The sequence below is a fragment of the Pseudomonas sp. TCU-HL1 genome, assembly GCF_001708505.1.
Lineage (GTDB): Bacteria > Pseudomonadota > Gammaproteobacteria > Pseudomonadales > Pseudomonadaceae > Metapseudomonas.
In genome coordinates, this window is record NZ_CP015992.1 from 3309748 (window position 1) to 3335932 (window position 26185).

Annotated in this window: 19 protein-coding genes; 3 read left to right on the forward strand and 16 right to left on the reverse strand. The window is 65.9% G+C overall.

The window, feature by feature from the left end:
* Nucleotides 1-24 precede the first annotated feature (24 nt).
* The 4 genes from THL1_RS15445 to THL1_RS15460 form a co-directional block, all read right to left on the reverse strand.
* Nucleotides 25-1524 carry an efflux transporter outer membrane subunit gene (locus THL1_RS15445; protein WP_069084054.1) on the reverse strand — a complete coding sequence of 500 codons (1500 nt, stop codon included), beginning with the start codon at nt 1522-1524 and terminating at the stop codon, nt 25-27.
* A complete protein-coding gene (locus THL1_RS15450; RefSeq protein ID WP_069084055.1) occupies nt 1521-4628 on the reverse strand; it encodes a multidrug efflux RND transporter permease subunit in 3108 nt (1035 codons plus the stop codon). Before THL1_RS15450 ends, THL1_RS15445 begins: the two co-directional genes overlap by 4 nt.
* A gap of 133 nt (nt 4629-4761) precedes the next feature.
* On the reverse strand, nt 4762-7854 hold the full coding sequence (locus tag THL1_RS15455) for an MdtB/MuxB family multidrug efflux RND transporter permease subunit (protein ID WP_069084056.1): 3093 nt from the start codon (nt 7852-7854) through the stop codon (nt 4762-4764).
* A complete protein-coding gene (locus THL1_RS15460) occupies nt 7851-9119 on the reverse strand; it encodes an MdtA/MuxA family multidrug efflux RND transporter periplasmic adaptor subunit (protein WP_069084057.1) in 1269 nt (422 codons plus the stop codon). The genes THL1_RS15455 and THL1_RS15460 overlap by 4 nt, the downstream gene beginning before the upstream one ends.
* 171 nt (nt 9120-9290) lie before the next feature.
* Between THL1_RS15460 and THL1_RS15465 the strand changes: the two genes are divergently transcribed.
* The gene (locus THL1_RS15465) at nt 9291-10724 is read left to right on the forward strand and encodes a TldD/PmbA family protein (RefSeq protein WP_069084058.1); all 1434 of its coding nucleotides are present in this window, start codon (nt 9291-9293) and stop codon (nt 10722-10724) included.
* A complete protein-coding gene (locus THL1_RS15470; RefSeq protein ID WP_069084059.1) occupies nt 10724-12052 on the forward strand; it encodes a TldD/PmbA family protein in 1329 nt (442 codons plus the stop codon). The genes THL1_RS15465 and THL1_RS15470 overlap by 1 nt, the downstream gene beginning before the upstream one ends.
* Before the next feature lie 142 nt (nt 12053-12194).
* Here THL1_RS15470 and tpx read toward each other — a convergent pair whose 3' ends face one another.
* From tpx to THL1_RS15530, 12 genes are all read right to left on the reverse strand, one after another.
* Nucleotides 12195-12692, reverse strand: a complete 498-nt coding sequence (tpx, locus tag THL1_RS15475; protein ID WP_069084060.1) for a thiol peroxidase — start codon at nt 12690-12692, stop codon at nt 12195-12197.
* A 320-nt stretch (nt 12693-13012) separates the two neighbouring features.
* Entirely contained in the window at nt 13013-13561 is a 549-nt protein-coding gene (locus THL1_RS15480) for a hypothetical protein (RefSeq protein ID WP_237234722.1), read from the reverse strand.
* Between the two features lie 182 nt (nt 13562-13743).
* Nucleotides 13744-14367, reverse strand: coding sequence for a c-type cytochrome (locus THL1_RS15485; RefSeq protein WP_069084062.1), 624 nt, complete (start codon nt 14365-14367; stop codon nt 13744-13746).
* A gap of 4 nt (nt 14368-14371) precedes the next feature.
* Complete coding sequence (locus THL1_RS15490) at nt 14372-14821, reverse strand: c-type cytochrome (protein WP_069084063.1); 450 nt, start codon at nt 14819-14821, stop codon at nt 14372-14374.
* Nucleotides 14822-14824: 3 nt separating this feature from the next.
* Complete coding sequence (locus THL1_RS15495; protein ID WP_414703754.1) at nt 14825-15343, reverse strand: methylamine dehydrogenase light chain; 519 nt, start codon at nt 15341-15343, stop codon at nt 14825-14827.
* An 8-nt stretch (nt 15344-15351) separates the two neighbouring features.
* Nucleotides 15352-15981 carry a redoxin domain-containing protein gene (locus THL1_RS15500; protein WP_069084065.1) on the reverse strand — a complete coding sequence of 210 codons (630 nt, stop codon included), beginning with the start codon at nt 15979-15981 and terminating at the stop codon, nt 15352-15354.
* Nucleotides 15978-16547 (reverse strand): MauE/DoxX family redox-associated membrane protein, encoded by a 570-nt coding sequence (locus THL1_RS15505; protein ID WP_069084066.1) that lies wholly within the window; start codon nt 16545-16547, stop codon nt 15978-15980. Before THL1_RS15505 ends, THL1_RS15500 begins: the two co-directional genes overlap by 4 nt.
* Nucleotides 16541-17761, reverse strand: a complete 1221-nt coding sequence (locus THL1_RS15510) for an amine dehydrogenase large subunit (protein ID WP_069084067.1) — start codon at nt 17759-17761, stop codon at nt 16541-16543. Before THL1_RS15510 ends, THL1_RS15505 begins: the two co-directional genes overlap by 7 nt.
* A 116-nt stretch (nt 17762-17877) precedes the next feature.
* The gene (locus THL1_RS15515; RefSeq protein ID WP_069084068.1) at nt 17878-18843 is read right to left on the reverse strand and encodes a YCF48-related protein; all 966 of its coding nucleotides are present in this window, start codon (nt 18841-18843) and stop codon (nt 17878-17880) included.
* Nucleotides 18844-18858: 15 nt separating this feature from the next.
* Nucleotides 18859-21219, reverse strand: coding sequence for an efflux RND transporter permease subunit (locus THL1_RS15520; protein WP_069084069.1), 2361 nt, complete (start codon nt 21217-21219; stop codon nt 18859-18861).
* An 83-nt stretch (nt 21220-21302) separates the two neighbouring features.
* The gene (locus THL1_RS15525; protein ID WP_069084070.1) at nt 21303-23156 is read right to left on the reverse strand and encodes a DUF1302 domain-containing protein; all 1854 of its coding nucleotides are present in this window, start codon (nt 23154-23156) and stop codon (nt 21303-21305) included.
* Between the two features lie 20 nt (nt 23157-23176).
* Nucleotides 23177-24538, reverse strand: a complete 1362-nt coding sequence (locus THL1_RS15530; RefSeq protein ID WP_069084071.1) for a DUF1329 domain-containing protein — start codon at nt 24536-24538, stop codon at nt 23177-23179.
* Between the two features lie 557 nt (nt 24539-25095).
* Between THL1_RS15530 and qhpR the strand changes: the two genes are divergently transcribed.
* Nucleotides 25096-26091 (forward strand): AraC-like transcriptional regulator QhpR, encoded by a 996-nt coding sequence (gene qhpR, locus THL1_RS15535; RefSeq protein WP_069084072.1) that lies wholly within the window; start codon nt 25096-25098, stop codon nt 26089-26091.
* The last annotated feature ends 94 nt before the right edge of the window (nt 26092-26185 follow it).

Below are 26185 nucleotides of genomic sequence, written 5' to 3' on the forward strand. Positions count from 1 at the left end.
AGGGATGGTGCGCTCGACTCGGACTCAAGGCGTCGCTTCAGAATCCGAATCAACCTGCTCCAGCTGCCCCTGGTCCCATCCGCCACCCAGCGCCGCGACGAGCTGCACGCTGGTGGTCAGGCGCGTGCCCATCAGGGTCAGGACAGTACGTTCGTTGCTCAGCGCCGTGGCCTGGTTGGTGACCACGCTGTTGTAGTCCACGGTGCCAGCCCGGTACTGGTTGGTGACCAGGCGCAGGGCTTCGCGGGCAGCGTCCAGGGCTTCCTGCTGTACCCCACTTTCTTCTTCCAGCACGTCGAGCTGAACCATGTAGTCCTCGGCTTCGCGGAAGCTGTCGAGCACGGTCTGGCGGTAGACGGCCACTGTCTGGTCATAACTGGCCTCCGCCTGGGCCACTTGGGAACGGATCAGGCCGCCGTCGAACAGGGTCATGGCGAATTCCGGGCCAATGGACCAGAAGCGGTTCGGGGTGGTGATCCAATCCTGCAGGCTGCCGCTGCGGTAGCCCCCAGCGGCGCTCAGGCTGAGGCTCGGGAAGTACGCAGACTTGGCCACACCGATCTGGGCGTTGGCGGCCATCACGTTACGTTCAGCGGAGGCCACGTCGGGGCGGCGCTCCAGCAGTTGCGAGGGCAGCAGGGTCGGTACGCTCGGCAGGGCCGGCACGCTCTCCACCTCGGCCAGGCTGAACTCGGCGGGCGGCAACCCCACCAGCACGGCGATGGCGTTCTCCAGCTGCGCGCGCTGGTACTTGAGGTCGATGGCCTGGGCCTGGGTGCCCTTGAGTTGAGTGGTGGCCTGGGCCACGTCGGCACGGGTGACGATTCCTGCCTTGTATTGGTTCTGGGTCAGCGTCAGCGCGCGCTGGTAGCCGGCGATGGTGGCTTCCAGCAGGCGCTTCTGGGCATCCAGCACGCGCAGTTGCAGGTAGTTCTGCGCCAGTTCCGATTGCAGGCTGAGGCGCGCGGCGGCGAGGTCGGCGGCGCTGGCCTGCATGCTGGCGGTGTCGGACTCCAGTTGGCGGCGCAGCTTGCCCCAGAGGTCGATTTCCCAGTTCACTCCGAGGCTCGCGTCATAGCTCTTGGACACGCCACCGCCCCCGGAGCTGGTGACGGTGGAGCCGTCGGCAAGGCGCACGGTGCTATCACCCCCGCCCTGCCCCGAACGGGTCTTGCCGGCGTTGCCGGTCACCGACGGGAAGAAGGATGCGCGAGCGCCACGGGCCAGTGCCTGTGCCTGGCGGTACTGGGCGACCGATTGCGCCAGGGTCTGGTTGGAGGTTTCCAGACGCTGTTGCAGGTCGTTGAGGGCGGCGTCACCGTACAGCTCCCACCAGCGGCCGCGATGCTCCAGGTCCGCCGGGCTGGCCAGCGACCAGCCTTCGGCGTGTTTGAACTGCACAGGCACGCTCTGCTCGGGGCGCGTGTAGTCCGGGCCGATGGCGCAGCCGCCGAGCAGCAGGCCGGCGAGGGCCAGCACCATGGCACGGCGCAGGGGGTTCAGGGATGTGGCGGCGGTGTTCATAGGGGTGTTTCCAGTGCGGCGTCAGTACGCACGCCACGCCAGCGATTGAAGCGATGGCGCAGACGGTCGAGGTAGAGGTAGACCACGGGGGTCGTGTAGAGGGTCAGCAACTGGCTCAGGACCAGGCCGCCGATGATGGCCACGCCCAGCGGCTGGCGCATTTCCGCGCCTTCCGCGCCACCGATCAGCAGCGGCACGGCGCCGAGGATGGCGGCGATGGTGGTCATCAGGATCGGCCGCAGGCGCAGCAGGCAGGCCTGACGAATGGATTCGTCCGGGCTCATGCCGTCGTGGCGCTCCAGCTGCAGGGCGAGGTCGATCATCATGATGGCGTTCTTCTTCACCACGCCGATCAGCAGGAACAGCCCCAAGAGCGAGATCAGGCTGAACTCCCCTCCCGTGAGCAGAATCGCCAGCAGTGCGCCAACCCCCGCCGACGGCAGCGTCGAGAGGATGGTCAGCGGGTGGATGTAGCTCTCGTAGAGAATGCCCAGCACCAGGTACACCAGCACCAGCGCGGCGAGGATCATCCACGGCTGGTTCTGCTGGGTGCTCTGGAAGGCATCGGCACTGCCGCCCATGCGCGCGATCACCGAGCTGGGCAGGCCGATGGCGGCCACCGCCTTTTCGATGGCGACGGTGGCCTTGTCGAGGCTGACGCCGGGCGCCAGGTCGAATGCAATGCTCTCTGAGGCGAACTGGCCTTCGTGGCTGACGCGGTCCTCTTCCAGGCTGCGCTCATAGCGGGCGAAGCTGGACAGCGGCACGCGCTGGCCATCGGCCGTGACTAACTGGACCTGTTTGAGGGTTTCCGGGTCCTGGGCGTATTTCGGGTTTACCTCCATCACCACCTGATACTGGTTCAGGGTGTCGTAGATGGTGGAAATCTGCCGCTGACTGTAGGCGTTGTTCAGCGCGGTGGTGACCATGGCCATGTCCACGCCCAGGCGTTTGGCCGTGTCGCGGTCCACTTGCAGGGTGACCTGCTGGGCCCCCTCCCCTTCGTTGGCGTCGATGGCGGTAAGTTCCGGCAACGCCTTGAGTGCAGCGGTGACCTTCGGCCCCCAGGTGCGCAGGTCGGACAGCTCGCCACTCTGCAACACGTACTCGTACTGCGAACTGCGCTGCTCACGGCCACCGCCGAACTGCAGGTCCTGGTCCGCCATCAGCATCAGCCGGCCGCCGGGCACCTTGGGCAGATTGGCGCGCAGCCGTTCGATCACCTTCTGCGCCGATACCTTGCGCTCGGCGATGGGCTTCAGGCGCACGATCATGAAGGCGTTGTTGATGCCGCCACTGCCGCCGATGAAACCGGCCACGCTCTCCACGGCCGGGTCCTTGAGGACGGCGCGGCGGAAGGTTTCCATCTTCGGCTGCATCACGGTGAAGGACAGGCCGTCGTCGCCACGGATGAAGCCAATCAGTTGGCCGGTGTCCTGCTGCGGGAGGAAGGTCTTGGGGACCAATACGTAAAGGGCGATGTTGCAGCCGATGGTCAGCAACAGGCTGGCCAGGGTCAGGCGCGGATGGCGTAGCGCCACGCCCAGGGTCCGGTCGTAGGCATCGACCATGCGCGTATGCAGTGCCTCGCTCCAGCGTTGCAGGCGGCTGTCCTGGTCCGGCACGTGGGGCTTCAGCCAACGCGCGCAGAGCATCGGCGTCAGCGTCAGGGACACCAGCAGCGAAACCAGGATGGCCACCGCCAGCGTCAGCGAGAATTCGCGGAACAAGCGGTCGATAATGCCGCCCATGAACAGGATGGAGACGAATACCGCCACCAGCGAAAGGTTCATCGACAGCAGGGTGAAGCCGACTTCGCGGGTGCCCTGCAATGCCGCCTTGAAGGGCGCCATGCCGTCGTTGATGTGCCGCGAGATGTTCTCCAGCACCACGATGGCGTCGTCCACCACCAGGCCGGCGGCGAGGATCAGCGCCATCAGCGACAGCACGTTGAGCGAGAAGCCCATCAGGTACATCGCGGCGAAGGTGCCCACCAGGGACACCGGCACCGCCAGCGCCGGGATCAGCGAGGCGCGCAGGTTACCCAGGAACAGGTAGACGACCAGTATCACCAGGCCGACGGCGATCAGCAGGGTGCGCTCGGCTTCATGCAGGGTGGCGCGGATCACCGGCGAGCGGTCCATGGCCAGGTCCAGCTTGACGCTGGCGGGCAGCACCGCCTGCAGCGCGGGCAGTTGCTGCTTGATGCTTTCGATGGTCTCGATGATGTTGGCGCCGGCCTGGCGGTTGATCACCAGCAGCACCGCCGAGTCGTCGTTGAAGAAGCCGCTGTTGTAACGGTCTTCCACGGCGTCGCGGACCTTGGCCACATCGCCCAGGCGCAGCGCGGCGCCGTCCTGGTAGCGGAGGATCAGCGGCGCGTAGTCGGCGGCCTTCTCCAACTGGTCGTTGGCACCCACTTGCCAGTGACGCCCGGCATCTTCCACGGCGCCCTTGGGTCGGCGCTGGTTGGCGGCGGCAATGGTGCTGCGCACATCGTCCAGGGCGATGCCGTACTGGGTCAGCAGTTGCGGCTCCAGCTCCACCCTGACGGCAGGCAGTGAGCTGCCGCCGATCTGCACCTCGCCCACGCCCTTAACCTGGGACAGGCTCTGGGCCAGGATGGTGGACGCCATATCATAGAGCTGGCCTTTCTCCAGCACGTCGGAGGTCAGCGACAACACCATGATCGGCGCCTGGGACGGGTTGACCTTCTTGTAGGTGGGCATGCTGCGCATACCGCTGGGCAGCAGGTTGCGCGAGGCGTTGATGGCTGCCTGCACATCGCGGGCGGCGCCGTTGATGTCCCGGTCCAGGTCGAACTGCACGATGATCCGCGTCGAGCCCTGGCTGGTGCGGCTGGTCATCTGGTTGATGCCGGCGATGGTGCCTAGCGAACGCTCCAGCGGCGTGGTGACGCTGGACGCCATGATCTCCGGACTGGCGCCGGGCAGGCTGGCCTGCACGGTGATCACCGGGAAATCCATTTGAGGCAGCGGCGACACCGGCAGCAGGCCGAAGCTGACGCTGCCCAGGAGCAGGATCGCCAGGCTCAGCAGCATGGTGGCGACCGGGCGGTGGATGAAGGGGGCGGAGAGGTTCATGACCAATCACCCCCTCTCCCGCTCGCGGGAGAGGGCTGGGGAGAGGGAACGATGGCCATAGCCCTCTCCCCCGGCCCCTCTCCCGTATACGGGAGAGGGGAGACAAGCAGGAAGCAGGAGCAGTTAAGTCGGCTCACGCTTGCACCCCCGCTGCACTGCGGCCGGTGTAGCGGCGGGCCAGGCGGTCGAAGGCCAGGTAGATCACCGGGGTGGTGAACAGGGTCAGCACCTGGGACAGCAGCAGACCGCCCACCATCACCAGGCCCAGGGGCTGGCGCAGTTCGGCGCCGGAACCGGTGGCGAGCATCAGCGGGATGGCGCCGAACAGGGCCGCCAGCGTCGTCATCAGGATCGGCCGGAAGCGCAGCAGCGCCGCCTGGTAGATCGCATCCTCGGGCGACATGCCCTGATGCCGCTCCGCGTCCAGGGCGAAGTCGATCATCATGATGGCGTTCTTCTTGACGATGCCGATCAGCAGGATGATGCCGATGATGGCGATCAGGCCCAGGTCGTTACCGGTCAGCAGCAGCGCCAGCAAGGCGCCGACGCCCGCCGAAGGCAGCGTGGAGAGGATGGTCACCGGGTGGATATAGCTCTCGTAGAGCACGCCCAGCACGATGTACATGGTCACCACCGCTGCCAGAATCAGCAGCAGCGTGCTCGACAACGAGGCCTGGAAGGCCGCCGCCGCGCCCTGGAAGCGGGTCTGGATGCCCTCCGGCATGCCGATGTCCTGCTGCACCCGTTCGATCACCGCCACCGCTTCGCCCAGGGCGACGCCGGGTGCCAGGTTGAAGGACAGGGTCACGGCCGGGAACTGGCCGATATGGTTGACCGCCAGTTGCGTCTGGCGCTCTTCCACCTTCGCCAGGGCAGAGAGCGATACCTGGGTGCCCGCGCTGGTGGCGACGTGGATCTGCTGCAGCGCCTGCGGGCCGATCACCTCGCCCGGGGCGGACTCCAGTACCACGCGGTACTGGCTGGCCTGGGTGAAGATGGTGGAAATCTGCCGCTGGCCGAAAGCGTCGTAGAGGGCGTCGGTGATGGCGGATATCTCCACGCCGAGGCGCCCGGCCATGTCACGGTCGATATTCAGGTACACCTGCAGGCCCTTGTCCTGCAGGTCGCTGGCCACGTCGGACAGCTCCGGTTGCTGGCGCAGGGTATCCACCAGCTTGCCGGTCCACTCGTTGAGCAGGTCGGCGTCCGGGGATTCCAGGCTGAACTGGAACTGCGTGCGGCTGACCCGGTCCTCGATGGTCAGGTCCTGCACCGGCTGCAGGTAGAGGCGGATGTCGCTCTGTTTGTCCAGCTCAGGCTGCAGGCGCGCGATCACCTCGCTGGCGGTTACGTCGCGCTCGCCGTGGGGCTTGAGGTTGATCAGCATGCGGCCGCTGTTGAGGGTGGCGTTATCGCCGTCGACGCCAATGTAGGAGGTCAGGCTGGCCACCGCCGGGTCCTTGAGGATCAGCGCGGCAACCTTCTGCTGGCGCTCGCTCATGGAGCGGAAGGACACCGACTGCGGCGCTTCGGTGATGCCCTGGATGACGCCGGTGTCCTGCACCGGGAAGAAGCCCTTGGGCACGGCGAGGTAGAGCACCACGGTAAGCGCCAGGGTGCCGACCGCCACCAGCAGGGTCAGGCCCTGGTGCCGGAGCACCCAGGTCAGACCCTGGCCGTAGCGCGCGATCATGCCATCAATGAAGTCGCCGCTGGCCTTGTAGAAGCCGCCCTCTTCTTCTTTCTTCTCCCGCTTGAGCAGGCGCGCGCACATCATTGGCGTCAGGGTCAGGGAGACCACCAGCGAGATCAGGATGGCCACCGCCAGGGTGATGGCGAACTCGCGGAACAACCGGCCCACCACATCCGCCATGAACAGCAGCGGGATCAGTACGGCGATCAGCGAGAAGGTCAGCGAGATCAGGGTGAAGCCGATCTGCTTCGCGCCCTTGAGCGCGGCGTTGAGCGGTGTCTCGCCCTCCTCCAGGTGACGGGCGATGTTTTCCAGCATGACGATGGCGTCGTCCACCACGAATCCGGTGGCGATGGTCAGCGCCATCAGCGTCAGGTTGTTGATGGAGAAGCCGGCCAGGTACATCACCGCGAAGGTGCCCACCAGGGACAGCGGCACGGCGATGGACGGGATGATGGTGGCGCTCATCCGGCGCAGGAACAGGAAGGTCACCATCACCACCAGGGCGATGGCGAGGAACAGCTCGTGCTGCACGTCGGTAATGGCCGCGCGGATGGTCTGGGTACGGTCGGTGAGGACCACCACATCAATGCCCGCCGGCAGGTTGGCGTTGATCGACGGCAGCAACGCCTGGATGCGGTCCACCACCTCGATCACGTTGGCGCCCGGCTGGCGCTGGATGTTCAGCAGCACCGCCTCGTTCTGGTTGGCCCAGGCGGCCAGTCGTTCGTTCTCGGCGCCGTCGACGATCTCGGCCACATCCTTCAGACGCAAGGCCCCGCCGTTGTTGTAGGCGAGGATGAGGTTGGCGTATTCCTCGGCGGACTTGAGCTGGTCGTTGGCGTCCAGCATGGAGACGCGGGTCGGGCCGTCGAAGTTGCCCTTGGGCTGGTTGACGTTGGAGGCGCTTACCAGGCTGCGCACGTCCGACAGGTTCAGGCCATTGGCCGCCAGGGCCTCGGGGTTGACGCGAATGCGCACGGCCTGGCGCTGGCCACCGGCGATGCTGACCATGCCCACGCCGCTGATCTGCGCCAGTTTCTGCGCCATGCGGGTGTCCACCAGGTTATGCAGCTTGGGCAGCGGCATGGTCTTCGAGCTGATGGCCAGGGTCAGCACCGGCGTATCGGCCGGGTTGACCTTGTTGTAAACCGGCGGCGCCGGCAGGTCGTTGGGCAGCAGGTTGGTGGCCGCGTTGATCGCCGCTTGCACCTCCTGCTCGGCCACGTCCAGATCTATTTCCAGGCTGAAGCGCAGGGTGATGACCGAGGCGCCACCCGAGCTGGTGGAGGACATCTGCGTCAAGCCGGGCATCTGCCCGAACTGGCGCTCCAGCGGCGCGGTGACGGCACTGGTCATCACATCAGGGCTGGCGCCCGGATAGAGGGTGAGGACACGAATGGTCGGATAGTCCACCTCGGGCAGCGCGGAAACCGGCAGCAGGCGGTAGGCGATCAGGCCGGCGAGCAGGATCGCCAGCATGCTCAGGGTGGTGGCGACCGGCCGCAGGATGAACAGGCGGGAGAGGTTCATACGCCGCCTTTCGCGCCCTGGCCTTCAGGCTTGGCGCCCTGCAGCTGTTCAGTGGGTTCAGCGGGTACTTCGTCCGCGTCATGCACCACTTCCACGTCGCTGCCGTCGCGCAGGCGGTCGGTCCCTTCCAGCACCACGCGCTCGCCCGGTTGCAGGCCGCTCTTGACCACGGTGCGCTCGCCATCGTCCGGACCGGTTTCCAGCTTGCGGACCTTGACCTTCTTCTCGCCGTCCATCACGTAGGCGAAGGTGCCCTGGCTGCCAAACTGCACGGCGGCCGAGGGGATGAGCACCGCTTGCGAAAGCAGCTCGGCGCGCAGGCGAACATTGACGAACTGATTGGGGAAGAGGATTTCGTCGTCGTTGGCGAAGCGCGCCTTGAGTTTCAGGGTGCCGGTGGTGGTGTCGATCTGGTTGTCCAGGCTCTGCAGCACGCCTTCGGCCTGCTTGACCTTGTCGCCACGGTCCCAGGCTTCCACCACCAGGGGCTGGCCGGCGCGGAAGCGGCTGACCACCTCCGGCAGTTGACCCTCGGGCAGGGTGAAGGCGACGCTGATGGGTTTGGTCTGGGTGATGACCACCAGCGGCGTGGTGTCACCGCTGCTGACCAGGTTGCCGAGGTCCACCTGGCGCAAGCCGAGGCGGCCGGAAATGGGCGCGCGAACCTGGGTGAAGCCGAGGTTCAGCCTGGCCTCGGCCACCGCCGCATCATTGGTCTTGATGGTCCCGCGATACTGCGCCACCAGCGCCTCCTGGGTGTCCAGGGTCTGCTTGGCGATGCTGTCCTCTGCGTAGAGGCCCTTGTAGCGCGCCAGATCGATCTCGGCGTTCTTCAGCTGGGCGCGATTCTGCGCCAGGGTGCCTTCGGCTTGCTGCAGGGCAACCTGGTAGGGACGCGGGTCGATCACCGCCAGCAGGTCGCCGGCCTTGACCTGTTGGCCTTCCTCGAACTGCAGCTTGACCAGCTCACCGTCGACGCGACCGCGCACGTTCACCGTGTTCAGCGCGGTTACGGTGCCGAGTGCCTTGAGGTAAACCGGGAAATCACCCTGGGTGATGGTCGCCACGCGCACCGGCACAGGGCCGGAGAACGCACCGAAGCCAGGGCGGCCCGGACCTCCGCGCCCTCCCTGCTGGTTGGGTTTGGCCGCGGTTTCCGGCCAGAACCACCAGATCAGGAGCAGCAAGGCCAGCAGCGCGACGGCGATGGCCAGCCAGTTTCGAAGGGAACGGGAATTCGGGGATTGCTCAGTGATCGGGGACATGATTCAGGTCGGGATATGCGAGAACGTGAACGATAAGCAGTTGAAAGCAGAAGGCAAAGTCTATTTACCGGGTATTTACCTAGTGCTTACGCCACTTACTATGCTTACTGACCCGCCATCGCAACTCGATGGTGGCGTCAGTATCGATTTCACCGGGCCAGGGAGCGTTCCGTGTTCGACAATCTAAGGCAGCGTTTCGCTGCCCTTACCACCCGCGCCGAGTTCCATTCCTTGCGCATCGTCCGCCAGAGCGCCGAGCAAGTGATGCTGCGCCGTGGAGTGGCCGAGCCGCCGTCGATCAGCCAGGATATGGGCGCCATGCTCAGCGTGCGCCTGGCGGGCGTCGAGGCCTACGCCGCCACGGCCGACCTCAGCCAGCAGGGCCTGCAACAGGCGCTGGGCAAGGCCGAGGCGCTCGCGCGACAGATCGCTCGCTACGCCCTGGTGGACCAGAGTCGCCTGGAGCCACCCCGGGGCAGTGGGCATTACCAGTCGCCAGGGCTGGACCAACCGCTACCCAGCCTCGCCGAGCGTTTCGAACTGCTGGCCGAAGAATCGGCGCACATCCCCGGCGATCCGCGCCTGGTCAACTGGAACCTCTATCTCGACAGCCAGCGCCACGAGCAGCTCTACCTCAACAGCGCTGGCGCCGAGCAGTGGCAGGACCTGCGCTTCACCTACCCCGGCATCAGCGTCACCGCGTTCGACGGCAGCGACAGCCAGACCCGCAGCTTCGGCGGCTACGGCAGCGGCCAGCAGGGCGGCACCGAGGTGCTGCAGCGCCTGGGGTTCGGCGGTGCTTCGGCACGCGTGGCGGACGAGGCCCTGCAACTGCTGATGGCGCCCAATACGCCCAGCGGAATCACCGACCTCCTGCTGATGCCGGACCAGATGATGCTGCAGATCCACGAATCCATCGGCCACCCGCTGGAGCTGGACCGCATCCTCGGCGACGAACGCAACTACGCCGGCACCAGCTTCATCGGCCTTGGGGACTTTGGCCGCTATCAATATGGGTCGAGCTTGCTGAACATCAGTTTCGACCCCGGCATCCCGGAAGAGTTGGCCAGCTACAGCTTTGATGACGACGGCCGGCCGGCACGCAAGGAAATGCTCATCAAGGACGGCCTTCTGCTGCGCCCACTGGGCGGCGCGCTGTCCCAGCAACGCAGCGGCTTGCCGGGCGTGGCCAACAGCCGGGCGAGCAACTGGAACCGCGCGCCGATCGACCGCATGGCAAATCTCAACCTGGAACCCGGCGAGCAGAGCCTGGCCCAGCTCATTGGCGGCATCGAGCGCGGCGTGCTGATGAGCACCAACCGTTCCTGGTCCATCGACGATGCACGCAACAAGTTTCAGTTCGGCTGCGAGTGGGGTCGGCTGATCGAGCATGGCCAACTCAAGGGCGTGGTGAAGAACCCCAACTATCGTGGGGTTTCCGCGCAATTCTGGCGCAACCTCGCCGCAGTCGGCGATGCCGATACCTTCGAGGTCCATGGCACGCCCCATTGCGGCAAGGGCGAGCCCAACCAGGTGGTGCGCGTGGGCCATGCTTCGCCAGCCTGCGTCTTCAGACAGGTGGAAGTCTTTGGAGGAGCCCAGTGATGGCCGACGCAGAATCCCGCTTTACCGCCCTCGCCGAAAGCCTTGGCGCCAGCCTGCAGGCCGGCGAGGACTTCAGCCTCTGGTACAGCGCCGAGGCGTCCGAGTTCATTCGCTTCAACCGTGCCCAGGTGCGCCAGGCCGGCCACGTGACCCAGGCCACCGGACGCCTGCGGTTGATCCGCGATGACCGAAGCGCTGAACTCGCGGTCACCCTCACCGGCGACCCGGAAAGCGACCGCCAGCAGCTGGCCGATGGACTGGTGCAGCTGCGCCTGGTCATCAGCCAGCTGCCGCCCGATCCCTATCTGCAACTGGAGCGTTCGGCCTGGCACCGACGTTCCGTGGATGAAGCCGCCCTGCCCGACTGCGCGACGGTGCTCGCGGAAATCGATGCCCTCGCCAATGGCCTCGATCTGGTGGGCATCTATGCCGCTGGCCCGTTGCATCGGGGTTTCGCCAACAGCTTCGGCGCCTTCGGCTGGCACACCGCGCACTGTTTCAACTTCGACTGGAGCCTGTTCCACAGCAATCATCAGGCAGTGAAGGCCGACTACGCCGGCGCGCGCTGGGACACCGCCGAATTCGCCAGCCGTTTCGCCGGGGCACGCCAGCAACTGGAGCACCTGGGCAAGCCCGTGCATGCCCTGCACCCCGGCGACTACCGCGCCTACCTGGCGCCGGCCGCTCTCGACGAAGTGCTGGGCATGCTGTCCTGGACCGGCTTCTCCGCCCGCGCCCTGGCCAACAAGGAAAGCCCCCTGCAACGCCTGCAGGACGACAGCGCCCGCTTCAGCCCGTTGTTGAACCTCGACGAACAAGTGGCCGGTGCCCTCGCCCCGGCCTTCGGTCCCGAAGGTGCCCCACGCAGCGATGTGGCGCTGGTGCGCAACGGCGCCTTCGCCGGGCAACTCGTCTACCCACGCAGCGCCCGCGAGTACGGGCTGGTGGCGAACTGCGCCGACGCCAACGAAGCCACCCAGTCGCTGGTGATGGGCGCCGGCACCCTGCCCCTGGACAACGTGCTGGAACGCCTGGGCACGGGCTTGTACATCGGCAACCTCTGGTACCTGAACTGGTCCGACCTGCCGGCCGCCCGCATGACCGGCATGACCCGCTTCGCCACCTTCTGGGTGGAAGACGGCCAGATCCAGGCACCGGTAGACACCATGCGCTTCGACGACAGCCTGTTCAGCCTGCTCGGCGACCAACTGGAAGCCCTGACCCAGGAGCGCCAGCTGCGGCTGTCCAGCAGCACCTACGGCGAGCGCCAGACCTGGTCGGCGCTGCTGCCGGGGGCATTGGTCAGCCGGCTGAAGCTGACGTTGTAAACGGGATGATCGGTAGGGTGCGCCGTGCGCACCGGAGGTCGCCGGCAGTCACGGTGCGCGCAGAGCACCCTACGGGGTACTCCACGTCGAACAGCAGTAAAAAAGGGAGGCCATTGGCCTCCCTTCTTCATTCCAGCATGCGTTACAGGACAGCGATGGCGGCCGCGTAGTTCGGCTCGTCGGCGATCTCGCCTACCAGCTCGCTGTGCAGCACCTTGTCATTCTCGTCCAGAACCACCACGGCGCGAGCGGCGATGCCAGCCAGCGGGCCGTTGGCGATGGACACGCCATAGTCCTTGAGGAAGTTGGCGCCGCGCATGGTGGACAGATTGATCACGTTGTCCAGGCCTTCAGCACCGCAGAAACGCTTCTGGGCGAACGGCAGGTCGGCGGAGATGCACAGCACGACGGTGTTGGCCAGCTTGCTGGCCTCGACGTTGAACTTGCGCACGGAGGTGGCGCAGGTCGGGGTGTCGACGCTCGGGAAAATGTTCAGCACCTTGCGCTTGCCACTCAGGCTGGCCAGGGTCACATCGGACAGATCGCCGCCGACCAGGCTGAACGCCGGAGCCTGCTGGCCTTTCTGCGGCAGTTGGCCGTCGACGTTGATCGGGTTGCCCTTGAGGGTTACTTGAGCCATTGCAAAAGTCCTTGTTTGAGGTGGTGTTGTAGGAAAACGCTGAGTTAACCACGAGCCAGGACGATTGTCCTGACTTTCGAGTCAGCCAGCGTCAGAAAATCCTTCTGGATGCTAACCCATTCAGCCCCTGCCCTCGCCCCCCCCGTCCCTGCCTGAATGGTGCGCTGTGGGGGCGATTTCAATCGCGATGCAGGTCGCCGACCTGCCTTGGCGTTCCGTCCCAGGGACAGCTGCGCTCTCCTTCGCGAATGAACTCGCGCCCACAACGCGCAGGATGAAAAGCATGCCTCTTCGCCCCTGAAGAGGAGAGGGACGGGCTTTCAATCGAACGTGCACGGCTCACCGTCATTGAAAAGCAGCACCCGGCCGTTGTACTTCAGGAAGAAATCGTCGGCACTGCCCGTTATCTCCGAATAGCGGCCACTCAAGGCGATCCGCATCATCTCGATCTGCACTTCCTCCTGATGAACCATGTAGTCGAGGAACGCCCTGGCATCTGCAGGTCCCTGTCGTCGCAGGTCTTTCAGCCACTCGAGATACTTCAGCGTTTCGCGATAGACGACCTTCAGCAATAGCCCATGGCACGCCTTCGGTACCGAGGAAACGGCCCAAGCCTTGAGCCTGCTCGCTATTCCCGGCGTCACGCCAAGTCCCCATCTCCTGGCGGCGGCTTCGTAGCGCGGGCCGTTGAACACCTCCAGGTCCAGATAGGTTTTCCAGAACAGGCCGCGCGCGTCTCCGTCGAGGCGCTCGGCCATCCGCCCCACAGCCAGAAAAGCAAAAGCACGATTGGCCAGTTCGTGGCGAAACCCTTTGATGAACGCTTTGGAAGGCATTCTGATTGGAACCTCATTGAAGAAATCAGGCATTGCGCAGGAGCCCAGCCGTAGGGTGCGCCATGCGCACCGATCCGCTGGCTTGGCGGTGAACTTGTAGGAGCAAGGGGACACCGCGCTCTTGCTTGCGAACCTCACGTGACCACCATTTCGCGAGCAAGCTCGCTCCTACAAAAAACCGCAGGTGAAGGGATGCCACATTGAGGTCAGACGGATCAGTTACCGGCCGCCAGGCTGCCTATGTAGTCGACGATCGCCTTGCGTTCGGCATCTCCGCCAATCTGCAGGGCAATGCCGCGCATCCAGATGCCGTGCTGGTCGGCATGCCCATCGGCGCCGCGCAGGCCCTGGGCGTAATGGCTGAGTTGGCGTTCCAGATAGGCCGGGTCGAGGATGCGCAGGTTCGCGGTCTTGAGATGGGCATAGCCTTCCGCCTCCGTACCGTGGCAGGCGGCGCAGGTGCCCTGGTAGGCGACCTTGCCGCTGCTGTCGGCCTGGTAGAGCGTGCTGCCCGGGCCAACATCCTGGCCGGCGTAGTGATGGGCCAGGGGCGCGAAGTCGGCCTCGTCGAGGCTCGCCACCACCGCGCGCATCTGGGCACCGTGGCTGTCGCGGGTGTCATAGCCTCGTCGCCCCTCCTTGAAGCCATGCAATTGCTGGAGCAGGTAATCCGCCTGCTGGCCGGCCAGCCGGGGGGCGCCGAGAGCCGGATTGCCCTGCCCCCGGTCGCCATGGCAGGCGGCGCAGGTTTGCAGTCGGGCGAGGTCGGGAGCCGATTCGGCCTGGGCGTGCAGGGTCGCGGCGAGCAGGAGCGCGCCGATGTACGTACGGTGCTTCATGTGTTCAGGTTCCCTCGTGCTGTTGTTCTTCTTGCCGGGCAATGCGCTCCAGCAGTTCACGGCGGACATGCTCGATATCCGCAGGGGGAGACTGGCGCCAGACGTGAAGTTCGGCGCCGGTATAGGGCTTGAAGCCGGCCGGCAGCTCGGCCGCGCTGAAAGTTTCCAGCATCCAGTTGAGGACCCCGGCCAGCGCCTCGTCGGAGAGCCCCGACAGCGCCGAACCTGGCACCTGCACGAGATACTCGCGGCCGCCGGGTACGCCGAGGAACTTGCCCAGCTGCCCCGGGAAAGCCGGCACCTGCCGCGCCGGGTTGCCGCTGCCGTCCGGCAGGTGGCAGCCCTGGCAGTTGAGCATGTAGTCGAACTGGCGCGGCTCGGTGGCCGCCGCGACGGGCGAACCCATCACAAGCGACACGGCAAGAGCCGGGACGGCAAGTACACGGAGCGCCATGGCCTACTCCTTCACCCCGATCACCACCGACAGGGAGCAGTGATAGGGCATGTCGGCCTGGCTGCCGGAGCACCAGTTGAGGTCGTTGGAGCTCTGCGGGCGGTACAGCGGCGTGTCGCCTTCGTCGCGCTGGCACACGCAGCGGCCGCAATTGCCCTTGCCGCAGCAGTCGTTATAGGAGATCACGTAGTCCTTGCCGTCCGCCGGGTTGCGGCAGGTGCCGATCCAGGTGATGTCCGAGCGCACAGTGCCGGGCGGGCAACTGTTCGGCGAACCGCCGCAGCAACCGCAGAGGAAGCCGTCGATGGCGCAGTAGCGCCAGTAGTCGCAGCTGTTGGGATCGCCCTCCTCCACCAGGCCGCTGCCGGACTGGGCGAAGGCGTTGCTGCGATACACCGGCAGCAGCGTGGCCGCGCTGGCACCGATCAGCAGCGTGCCCAGCCCGCCGAGGAACCCTCGGCGAGAGGTGCCCCGCGCGGTACGCCGGGTGAAAAGTTCGGTGGCCTCGTCAAACCATCGGATCGCCATGCTCAGTGCACCTGCTGGTAAAGGGAGTGTTCGGCCGCGTGGCGCGACGCCTGCCAGGCCTGGATCGAGGGAACGCCCAGGGCCTGGGCTTCGAACAGGCTTTCCAGGTGCTCACGGGTGTTGATCAGGCCGTGGGTGACCACGGTGCCGGCCGCGTCGATCAGCACGGCATAGGGCAGCTTGCTGATCTGGTAGGCCAGGCCCACCTCACGGGACAGCAGGTAGGGGAAATCCTGCAGGCGCTGGGCGGCGATGAAGGCCTCATGGGCAGCCGCCTCACCGTCGCTGGCCAGCACGATGCGTAGCCGGGAACCTTCCTGGTCGCGCACCGAGCGGAGTACCGGCAACAGCGTCTTGCACACCGGGCAGGTCTCGGAGAGGAAGAACAGCAGGGTCGACTGGCCCCGCTCGCTGGCCCCGCCGAGGTTGATCGAGCCGCCGGTGAGGCTGGGCAAGGTGAAGCGCGGCGCCGTCTCCCCGGCCTTGATGGACTTGCCGAGGGACAGGGCTCCCACCGGGCGGATGCGTTCGTGCAGCAGGCCGATCTGGCGTGCCAGGGCCCAGACGGCAATGGCCAGGCCGAGGGTGGTCAGCCAGGAGAAGAAGCTGGAGATCATCAGTGCATGTGTCATGGCTCGCTCAACTCTTGCAGGGAAGTACGATTGGCGATCAGCAGGTTCGCCAGCAGGTAGAAGGCCAGGCCGCTGAAAACGGCGCCGACAAGGGTGATGGCGTCGAACCACACCAGAGGGCGGCCCTGCGCCGGCAGCATCAGGTTGAGGGCAGGCAGCAGCAGGACCAGGTTGCGCCACACCAGGCCCCGGCTGGGCGCCTGGGGCCGGCCGCCCCAATGGCAGCCGCAATCCTCGATGGCCGCTCCGCGCCGCGCGCCCAGGGCGAGCACCCCGGCATAGAGCGCCAGCAACAGCACGGCAGGCAGCGCCGCCAGTGGCAACCAGACGCTCATCAGCACGCTGGCAGCGGCAAGCAGTTCGAGGGACGGCACCAGCACCCTGAGCAGGCTTTGCGTACGCCCCATCAGATGCCCGCCAAAAACGGCTCCGTAGCCCTGCAGCACCCGAGCGAAGCCCTGGCCATCGCGAAACTTGTGCAGCCCCGCAGAGCCCAGCAGCAACGCCAGGCCGCCCGCGCTGGCGAGGTGGACCATGGGATCCTGGAGAAAGGTCGAGATCACCATGGCGCCACCACGTTCATGAAGCCCAGGGGAATGTCGCCGACGCTACGCAGGTGTTCGCCGCTGTCGGCGTCGTAGAGGTTGATGCCCTGGCGCAGCAGCGGTCCCAGGCCGGCCTCGCCCTCTGTCAGGTAGATCCAGGCGGTGAACAGCGAGGGCATGGGCACCAGCCAGTCGAGGCTGTAGAGACGCGGATGCTCACCCTGGCTGACACCGATGGCGGTGCTCTGCTCCTTCAGTTCGACACGCGCCAGTCGCTGCTGGGTGGCAATGTCGAAGACCCAGACCTCTGTGCCCGGCTTCTGGTAGTTCTCCGGCTTGTCCTGGTGCATCAGCACGAACAGCCGCCCGCTGCGTTCGTGCAGCGCGGTGCCGTGGTTGCCCGCCACACCCCAGCCATCGGCACGCTCTTCGTCGCTGACCAGGGACCACTGCCGGGTGGTCTCGACGCCCTCGGCGTTCATGCGGATGCCGTAGGCGTGGTTCTGTTGGGAGACGAAGTACCAGGTATCGCCCTGGCGCACCCCGGTGGTGAGGATCAGGTCCTTGAGCGGGTCGAAGGCCGGCGCGGTGCGGGATTGCACGCGGACCTGCCCGGCATCGTCGAGGCCGAGGTGGAAGAAGCCGCCATTGCCGCAGACGGCGTAGAAGTCGCGCGGGCCCGCCGGGTAGATGGACGCACAGCCCGGCGTCGCGACTTCGCCGACGAAGCGGTGGGACTCCAGGTCGACGATGGAAATCGATTGGGCCGGGGTGAAGTTGAGCACCAGCAGGAAGCGCTCGTCGTCCGACAGAACGCTGATCCCCGTGGAGATCAGCGCCGTCATGCGCTTGGCGGGAATGTCGATCTCCCGCTTCGGACTCAGGGTGCGGGCGTCATACACCGTCACCACGTCCGAGCGAGTCCCGCGCACGCCCCGGCTGAAATAGATCTCGGTGGCGTAGAGCTCGTCGCGCTTGCGGGAGAAGACCAGGCCGTTGGACCACATGCCGGTGTTCAGCACACCGAGATTGCGGCCGTCGTCGGCGAACAGGTACGCGCGACCGTCCACCATGCTGGGAGCGTTGCTGCCCCAGATCCAGAACCAGTCCCGCCCTTTGTGATCATCCAGCACTTGCACATGGGCCTGTTCCGGTTGGAACGTCGCCACGGCGGGTAGCGCCAGGACGGCCAGCGACAGGCCGCACAGCAGGTTTCGCAATGAAGGCTTCAGCATAGGGTTGTTCCGATGGCGTGGATTGAGGGCCCGGCAAGCAGCGCCGAGCCTGCAGTCTAGGGATGGCGCCACGGCGCAGGCTTGGCTGGCCGCGTCACCTCGTTTGGCATCTGGCGTCAGGGCTGCGGACGGATGCCGCTCTCCTGCAGCAGCACCCCCGAGGGTCCGAACAGCAGCAGGCCACCGCCGGCCTGGGGCGCCAGCGCCGCCAGGTTCAGGCGGTCTTCACGGATGGTCGCGGTGAAGTGCCCTACCCCGGGGTCCGACAGGCCCACCAGCCCGCCATTGCCCACCAGTGCCACGCGCCCGTCTGGCAGTTGGGCCAGGGCGGTGATGGCCTCGTGGCTGCCACTGTCCAGCTCGCGCCAGCTGTCACCCTGGTCGTCGCTCAGCAGCACGCGGCCGCTCATGCCGGCGAGCAGTACACGACCATCGCGCAGCCCGAGCCCCGTCCACAGCGAGCCGCTGGCTCCGGTGTCCAGGGTTTCCCAGGACGAGCCGCCATCACGGGAACGGAAGGCGTTGCCCATTTCGGCGACGATGAACAGGCTGTCCTTCGGGCCGGGAAAGACCTGATTGAGGTGGTAGTCGTCCCCCTCGGTGCCCACGCTGAGGCGCTGCCAGCTGTGGCCGCCATCGCGGGTCTGCGCGGCATAGCCGTAGGCGCCGGTGACGACGCCGTGCCGGGGATTCTCGAACCAGACCGAAAGCAGTACCGGCTGGCCCTCCAGGTCCGCCTGCCGGGTCCAGGTCTCGCCGCCATCCTCGCTGTGCAGCAACACGCCACCGTGGCCAACGGCCCAGCCCTGTCGGGCATCGGTGAAGCTGACGGCGGTGAGCAGGCCATCCACCGGCACGGCCTTGGCTTGCCGCCAGTTCTGGCCATCGTCGGAGAGCACCACCACGCCGTGGTCGCCCACCGCCGCCAGGCGCTCGCCGGCACGGGCCACCGCCACCAGCGGGGCGCGCTGAGGTGCGGCCAGGGACATGGCCGGACCGGCATCCTCTTCGGCGTGCGGGCTGCCGCCGCTGGCCAGGATCAGCGCCGCCAGCAACAGGCGCAGGGAGTGAATCGCGAACATCGACAGTCCTCCTCGTCAGTGCGCGAGCAGGGGCGCACGTACCGGCCCCCGTCGTGGAATCAGGGTGTCCAGCATCACGGCGATGGCCGGCAGCAGGGTGATGGCCATGATCATGTTGACCATGAACATGAAGGTGAGCAGCAGGCCCATGTCGGCCTGGAATTTCAGCGCCGAGAAGGACCAGGTGGCCACGCCGACCGACAACGTCAGCGCGGTGAACACCGTGGCCACGCCGACTTCCCGCAGACCCTGCTGGAAGGCGTTGACGATGTCCTTCCCCTCGGCCAGGTGCATCTGCAGGCGGTTATAGATGTAGAAGGCGTAATCCACGCCTATGCCCACCGCGAGCACCATCACCGGCAGGGTCGCCACGGTCAGGCCGATATCCAGCGCCTTCATGAACCAGTAGCCGAGGAAGGTGGCCAGCGTCAGCGGCAGGCAACAGGCGACCATCGCCCGCCAGTCGCGGTAGACCAGGAACACCAGCAGCACGATGGTCAGGTAGACGTAGAGCATCATCGGCAGCTCGGAGGTCTCCACCACTTCGTTGGTGGCGGCCTGCACCCCGGCGTTGCCGCTGGCCAGGCGCACCGTCACCCCATCCAGGGGATGCTCGGCGCGATAGCGCTTCACTGCCTGCACCACCTCTTTCAGCGTGCTGGCCTTGTGGTCGGCCAGGTACAGGTTGATCGGCAGCAGCGTGCAGTCCTCGTTGTACAGGCGCAGGGCCTCGGGGACCTGACGCACCGCCTCGCCGAGTGACGACTCGTCCATCGGCAACGCCGCCCACTTCGGGTTGCCTTCGTTGACGCCGGACGCCGACAGCTTGGTCAGTGCCGGCAGCGACTGCGCCGAGAGCACGCTGGGCACGTTGCCCAGGTACCAGGTCAGGCGGTCCACATAGGTCATCACGTCGTGCCGGTAGCAGCCGCCTTCGGGGGTTTCCACCGCCACGGTGAAGAGGTCCAGGCCCAGGGCGAAGTGGCTGACCACGCTTTCCACATCCTGGTTGTAGCGCGACTCCGCACGCAGCTCCGGCGCGCCCGGCAGCACGTGCCCGACATGGCGCCCCTGGCTCTGCCAGACGGCCAGCACCATCAGCCCCAGGCACAGCAGGCTGCCGATGGCGGCGTTGCGCGGCTTAGCGATGCGGCCGAGGTGGACCATGGCGCCGTCTCGCCAGGCACGCAGGCGCTCCACCCGGGCCACGTAGGCGGCGTCGAAGCGGAAGTAGCTGGCCAGCAGCGGCAGCATGATCAGGTTGGTGACGATCTTGTAGGCCACGCCCACCGACGCAGTGATGGCCAGTTCGCGGATCATCGGGATGGGCACCAGGGCCAGGGTCGCGAAGCCGACGAAGGCGGTGATCAGCGCCAGAGTGCCGGGAATCAGCAGGCCACCGAAGCTGCGCCGGGCGGCGGTCATGCCGTCGGCGCCGGCACAGACTTCCCGGGAGATGAAGTTGACCTGCTGCACCCCGTGGGACACGCCGATGGCGAACACCAGGAAGGGCACCAGGATCGCCAGCGGGTCCAGCCCGTACCCCAGCAGGGTCAGGGTGCCGAACTGCCAGACCACCGACACCAGCGAGCAGAACAGCGGCAGGAAGGTCAGCACCCAGGAGCGCGTGTACCAGTAGACCGCCAGCGCGGTGAGCAGGAAGGCCAGGAAGAAGAAGCCGACGACGCCCCTGGCGCCCGCGCCGATATCGCCCATCTGCTTGGCGAAGCCGATGATCTGCACGTCGTAGTCGCCATCGGCGAAGCGGGCGCGCACTTCATCTTCCAGTTGCTGGCTGAACGCCAGGTAGTTCAGGCGCTTGCCGGTCTGCGGGTCCGGGTCCGCCAGTTCGGCCATGACCATGGCACCGGAGTGGTCGTTGGCCACCAGGCTGCCAACGAAACCGCCGATCAGCGTGCGCTCGCGAATGCCGGCGATGGCCTTGTCGTCGAGGGTGCCGACGGTGACGTCGCCGCCGACTACGTCCTCGGCCTTCATGCCCTCCTCGGTGATCTGTACCGCGCGGGTGTTCGGGGTCCAGAGCGAAGTCACGCTGCGCCTGTCGATCCCCGGCATGAAGAACAGCGCCTGGGTGAGGTCATGCAGGCGCGTCAGTGCCGCCTTGTTCCAGATGTCGCCGTGTCTGGCGTGCAGCACCACGATGATGCGGTTGGCGCCGAACAGCACGTCACGGTACTGGTTGAAGGTCTTGATGAAGGCGTGCTGCTGCGGCAGCTGTTTGTCGAAGCCGGCCGACATTTCCAGGCGCAGGGCGAACAGCCCCATGACCAGGGTGACGGCGGCCAGCACGCCCAGGGTCGCCAGGCGATGACGGAAGAAGAAGCGCTCGAGCGCCCACACGAGTGAAGCCAACATGGAATGCCTCGATTCAACGCAGGCCCCGGCGGCGCGCCGGGCCGGATTGGCTCCGGCCGACGCGCCCCGAGGCCACCGCTGGGTCAGAACGAGTAGGAAAGGCTGCCGGCGAGGAAATCGCGGTCGGCCATCAGGTTGTTGTCACCGCCGCCCCAGTACTGCACCCACTGCAGGTTGCCCTTCCAGCGGTCGCGGTAGTTGAACAACAGCGAGGTGGTCAGCGACTTGCGCCCCTCGACGAAGGGCATGGCGTTGGGTGTGGTGCCGTTGACGTCGTGGCTGAAGTCCAGCTGCGGCGTGACGGTGATGCCGGTGCCGAACAGGTCCGGGTAGTTGATGCCGATCTCGGCCACATAGCCCCAGCTGGTCTTGTCCGGCAGCGAGTAATCCGGCAGGAAGTACGGCGTCTGGCCGGAGGTATCCAGGTCCGGGTAGTGGGCGACCACGGCCTCGGCCAGGATGAAGCCGTCGGAGGCGCCGAGGCTGCTGGGAATGAAGCCCAGCGGGTCGTTTGCGGAGAAGGTGTAGATGGCGTTGACGTCGGCCTGCCACTTCTTCTCTTCGACGAAGCCCTTGTGCACCCCGGCGTCGAACACGCTGAACTTGTTGAAGCTGCCGGTGAACGCCTGGCCGAAGGGCACCGTGGGGTCGATGCCAACGCTGTCGTCGGGTCGGTAGGACAGCTCGCCGGCCACGGCCACCGGCCCCACCATGGTGTTCATCGACAGGCCGAACAGGTCCTTGTCCTCGCCGTAGTTGATGAAGAAGTTGTCCACCACCAGGTTGTCCGGGTTGGACAGCGCGGTGTAGCCGACGAAGGGCAGCTTGTCGTGGTAGCGCTGGTAGTAGAAGCCGAACTCGGTCTCGATGCTCTCCGCGGTCCAGCGCAGGGCCACGCCGTACTGGCCGCTGTTCTTCGCCTCACGCTCGCCCCCGTAGGGAATGGCCAGCCCGGCGGCTACCAGGGTGGCGTCGTCCAGGCCGCTCACCAGCGGATCGCCACAGTGACCGGTGGGCGTAACGGCGGCGCAGGTCCCCGCGCCGAGGATGCCGTCCACATACCCGCTGGGGTAATAGATCGGACGCCGCCCCTCCCCCACCACATCCGCCGTGGAGAAGTAGGTGCCCACCGGGTCCAGGCCGTAGGCGTTCCACTTGAACTGATAGTAGGCCTCCAGGCTCAGGGTGTCGGTAAGTCCGAGGTTGAAGGAGGCCATGGGCGCCGGGATGAACACCTCCTTCAGCTGGGTGCCCGGCGTGTGGTACTTGGGCAGGCTGAGGGCGTTGATCTGATTGATGCCGCCGGTGACGAAGATCTCCTCGCCCCAGCTGATCACCTGGTTGCCGACCTTGACCTTGGCCGGCATGTCGCCGAGGTCGAAGCCCTTCGCCACCCACAGGTCCAGCAGGTCGAAGCGCTCGGTGGCGTCGCGTTCGGCCTGGTCGTCCAGTTCGGTGCGGCGCGTGTCGTCCATCTTGAAATCTTTCGCCCAGGCAACGCGCCCCAGGGCGCTCCAGCCATCGCCGAACTTCAGGCTCAGCTCGTGGGTGCCCTTGATCACATGGGAGAACACGTCGTGCTTGTGGTAGTTCAGGTTGCCGTCGTCGGCGTTGCTGTAGTTGATGTCGGCGTTGGCGTAGCCGTTACCCCGGTCGAGGTTGTAGAAGCGACCGAGTTCGTTGCGGGTGCCGGTGTTGCACCCGCCGTTGTCGCCGCCCAGCAGGTGGCAGTCCGGGGACTCCAGACGGGTGGCGAAGCCATAGGAAAGCGTCGAGTCGAAGCTGCCCGAGATGCCGTCCTCGGAGCCAAAGGTGAACGCCTGTCCCTGCTGCGGCCAGAGCAGCCCGGAAGCCGCCATCACGGCCAGCGCGAGCAGATTGCGGACGCACGGGGTCCCTTGCGGTGTCGGGGTACCGCATTGTTTGTGGTGGTTCATCGAGGGGTTCTCCGGTCCGATCAACGCTCGCCGCGACGGCGCAGTTCGCTGGGATTGAACAGGCTGTCGGTAACGCGCCCTTCCAGGCCCGCCGTCAGGTCGAGGACCTCGCCTTCCTGGGTGAATCCGTCGGCCAGGTAGCGGCGCGCCACCAGGTCATAGCTGACGTACTCGAAACTGGTGCAGGCCTGGATGCCGGGATCGGCCCACTGGCTGCCTTCCTGCACACGCCAGAGATTGCCCTTGGCGTCGTACATGTCCACGTGCAGCAGGTTCCAACTGTCTTCGTCGAAGAACATCACCCGCTTGGCGAAGGAATGGCGCTTGTCGCTCTTGACGGTCGCCTCGACCACCCAGACACGGTGTTTCTCGTAGCGTTGCACATCGCGGTTCAGGTAGTCCGCGCCCATCAGGTCCTTGTACTTGTTGGCCTTGTCCACCAGCTTGTAGGAGTTGTAGGGCACCACCATCTCCTTCTTGCCGATCAGCTTGAAGTCGTAGCGGTCCAGGGCGCCGGTGAACATGTTGATCTGGTCGACGAAGTACAGGCTGTCGCTGCCGGCGACGGGGTTGTCGTAGGCGAAGGACGGCGCGCGGCGCACCCGACGCTGGCCCGGGAAGTAGATCCAGGCGTCCTGGGGGCGGTCCAGCAGGCTGTGCAGCAGGTACATCTCACCCGCGCGCGACGACGGCGAGAGCACGTCGTACAGCAGCTTGGCCTCGATGTCGTCGGTATCGGCCGGCGATTTCACGGCCGGGTCGTTATAGGGGTAGTACTCGGTAGCCCACTGTTTCACTTCGAAAAGGTCGCCACCCTTCTCCCGCATCAGCAGCGAGAGCTGTGCCCGGCGCGCCTTGGCCATGTAGCGCAGCTTGAAGTTCCACAGCACTTCCACGCCGTTCTGCGGCATGGGGAACGGCACCGCCGCGCCCACTGCCTGCTCCAGGCGCCAGCCACCGCTGCCGATCCGGCTCTGCCCGGCGTTGGCGCGGGTACGCTCGGCCACCTCGGCCGGGACAGCGCAGCTGCGATGGGTCGGGTAGACGTCCAGGCGATAGCCCGGATAGGTCTTGATCAGCGCGGCCTGCCCTTCCGGCAGTTGCGCCTGGTACTGGGCGACGTTGCTGGCGTCGATGGAGTACAGCGGCTTGTCGGCGCCGAAGGGGTCGCCATGGCCCGGGGACCAGCCGGCCGGCGGCTTCGTCAGGCCGCCGTCCCAGGCGGGAATGCTGCCATCGGCATTGCCGGCCTTCTCGGCGCCAATGGGGGTGAGGTCGCTGCCGAGGCGGCTCGGGTCGACGGAAGGAGCGGCCTGCAGGCCAGTCGCGCCGAACAGCGCGCACAGTGCGCCGCCCAGCAAGGAACGCGGGAAGAATCTCATGGGGTTCTCCTGAGGTTTTTGTTGTGATCTTTCAGGAACGCGGCACTCCGCGGACACGAAGGGTCAGCGGGAGGGCGAGGCCCGAGGCATGGAAAGGACGTGCTGCGTGAATACCGGCATCGAGTCGGTATTGGGTGTCGTTGCGGTCATCGAACTGGCCCCGCTAATCTTGTTCTTGTTTGGATGAGCGACCTGCTTGCGCCGGGAAAACAAGGCCAGTCATCACGACCTGGCCAAAATCTTCAGGCTCACCTGGCAACAAAACTATTGGAACACCGGCGCCAAGGCTTGCCCGCTTGCGCCAGCCCGTTTGGCATCTGGTGCCACGAGTTTCGCAGAGCGCCAGCACCGGGCAGGCGGCGACCGCCGACAGGGCCACGACACATTGCCCTTCGGCCACGAGCGGAGGATGATCCGCGCCGGCTGGCTGAGCCGACGAACATCCGCGAGCGGGGGGAACAGGCGCACCTCCAGCACCGACCTGGTCGAGGTGTCCCAAGAGGCATGCCTGGCGACGAGGGATCGGCGACGACATAACCAGAAAGGCTGTGGAACAAATGAAACCAGTGCGTACGGTCCTCTCCGAGAATTTCTTCCGCCGCTTCAGCGAAGTCTTCGCGCCACATCTCGACGCGGTCGGATTGGATACCCGGTTACTGGAAAGACCGGACGTCGAGATACCTGGCGAGCAGTACGTCGCGCTCTGGGAAGCTGCCGGAACGTCGAACCCCAACATCGGCCTCGTGCTCGGCAACCAGACGGAAGCGGATGATTTCGGCGCGCTCGGACATGCCTTGCACTGCGCCCCCAGCGTCGAAAAATTCCTGAGGACGCTTCACCAGTTCATCGTAGTCTTCGCACAGGAATCGACGTTCAAGTACGAGACGGACGCCCGCTTCATCTACGTCGACTACCAGATTTCCGACCCCACCGTCATTCACAGACGGCAGGACGCCGAGTTCGCGATTGCCTCGCTGTTTCGACACATCAACCTGATCACCAATGGCCTGATAAAGCCCGCTCGCGTCGACTTCGAGCATGACCGGCCAGCTGACCTGTCGGAGCACAAGCATATCTTCCAGTGTCCGCTCTACTTCAATCAGCCCGCGAATCGCCTTTACCTCCCCATCGAGGCGCTGAAACTACCGGTGTCGCATGGCAACGAGCGCCTGTACAAGGCACTGGAGCCTTACCTCGAAAAGGAGCGCCAGGAGCGCTATATACCGGACGAACTCCTGCTGCAGATCACCCAGATGATCGCAGCGGACATGAGCAGCGGCGCGCCCTCGCTGGTCGGCATCTGCGAACAGCTGGGCGTCAGTCGGCGCACGTTGCAGCGTCGCCTCAAGGAACAGGGGATAGAATTTTCGTCGCTGGTGGAAGATGTGCGCCGAGAGTTGGCGCTGGCCTACATGAAGGATTCGGATTACTCCATGACGGAGATTTCCCTGCTGGTCGGTTATGCCGAATCAGGCTCCTTCACTCGGGCATTCCGGCGCTGGACCGGTCAGTCGCCGCAACAATACCGCGCCGCCAACCGCTCCCGGCACTGACCCTCCCCAGTCAGGTGCTTGCTCCTGTATCCGGCAAGCACCGGAGCTTCTCCATGGCGTGCACTGCTGAAAGTTCTGGCACCCCCTGCCAATT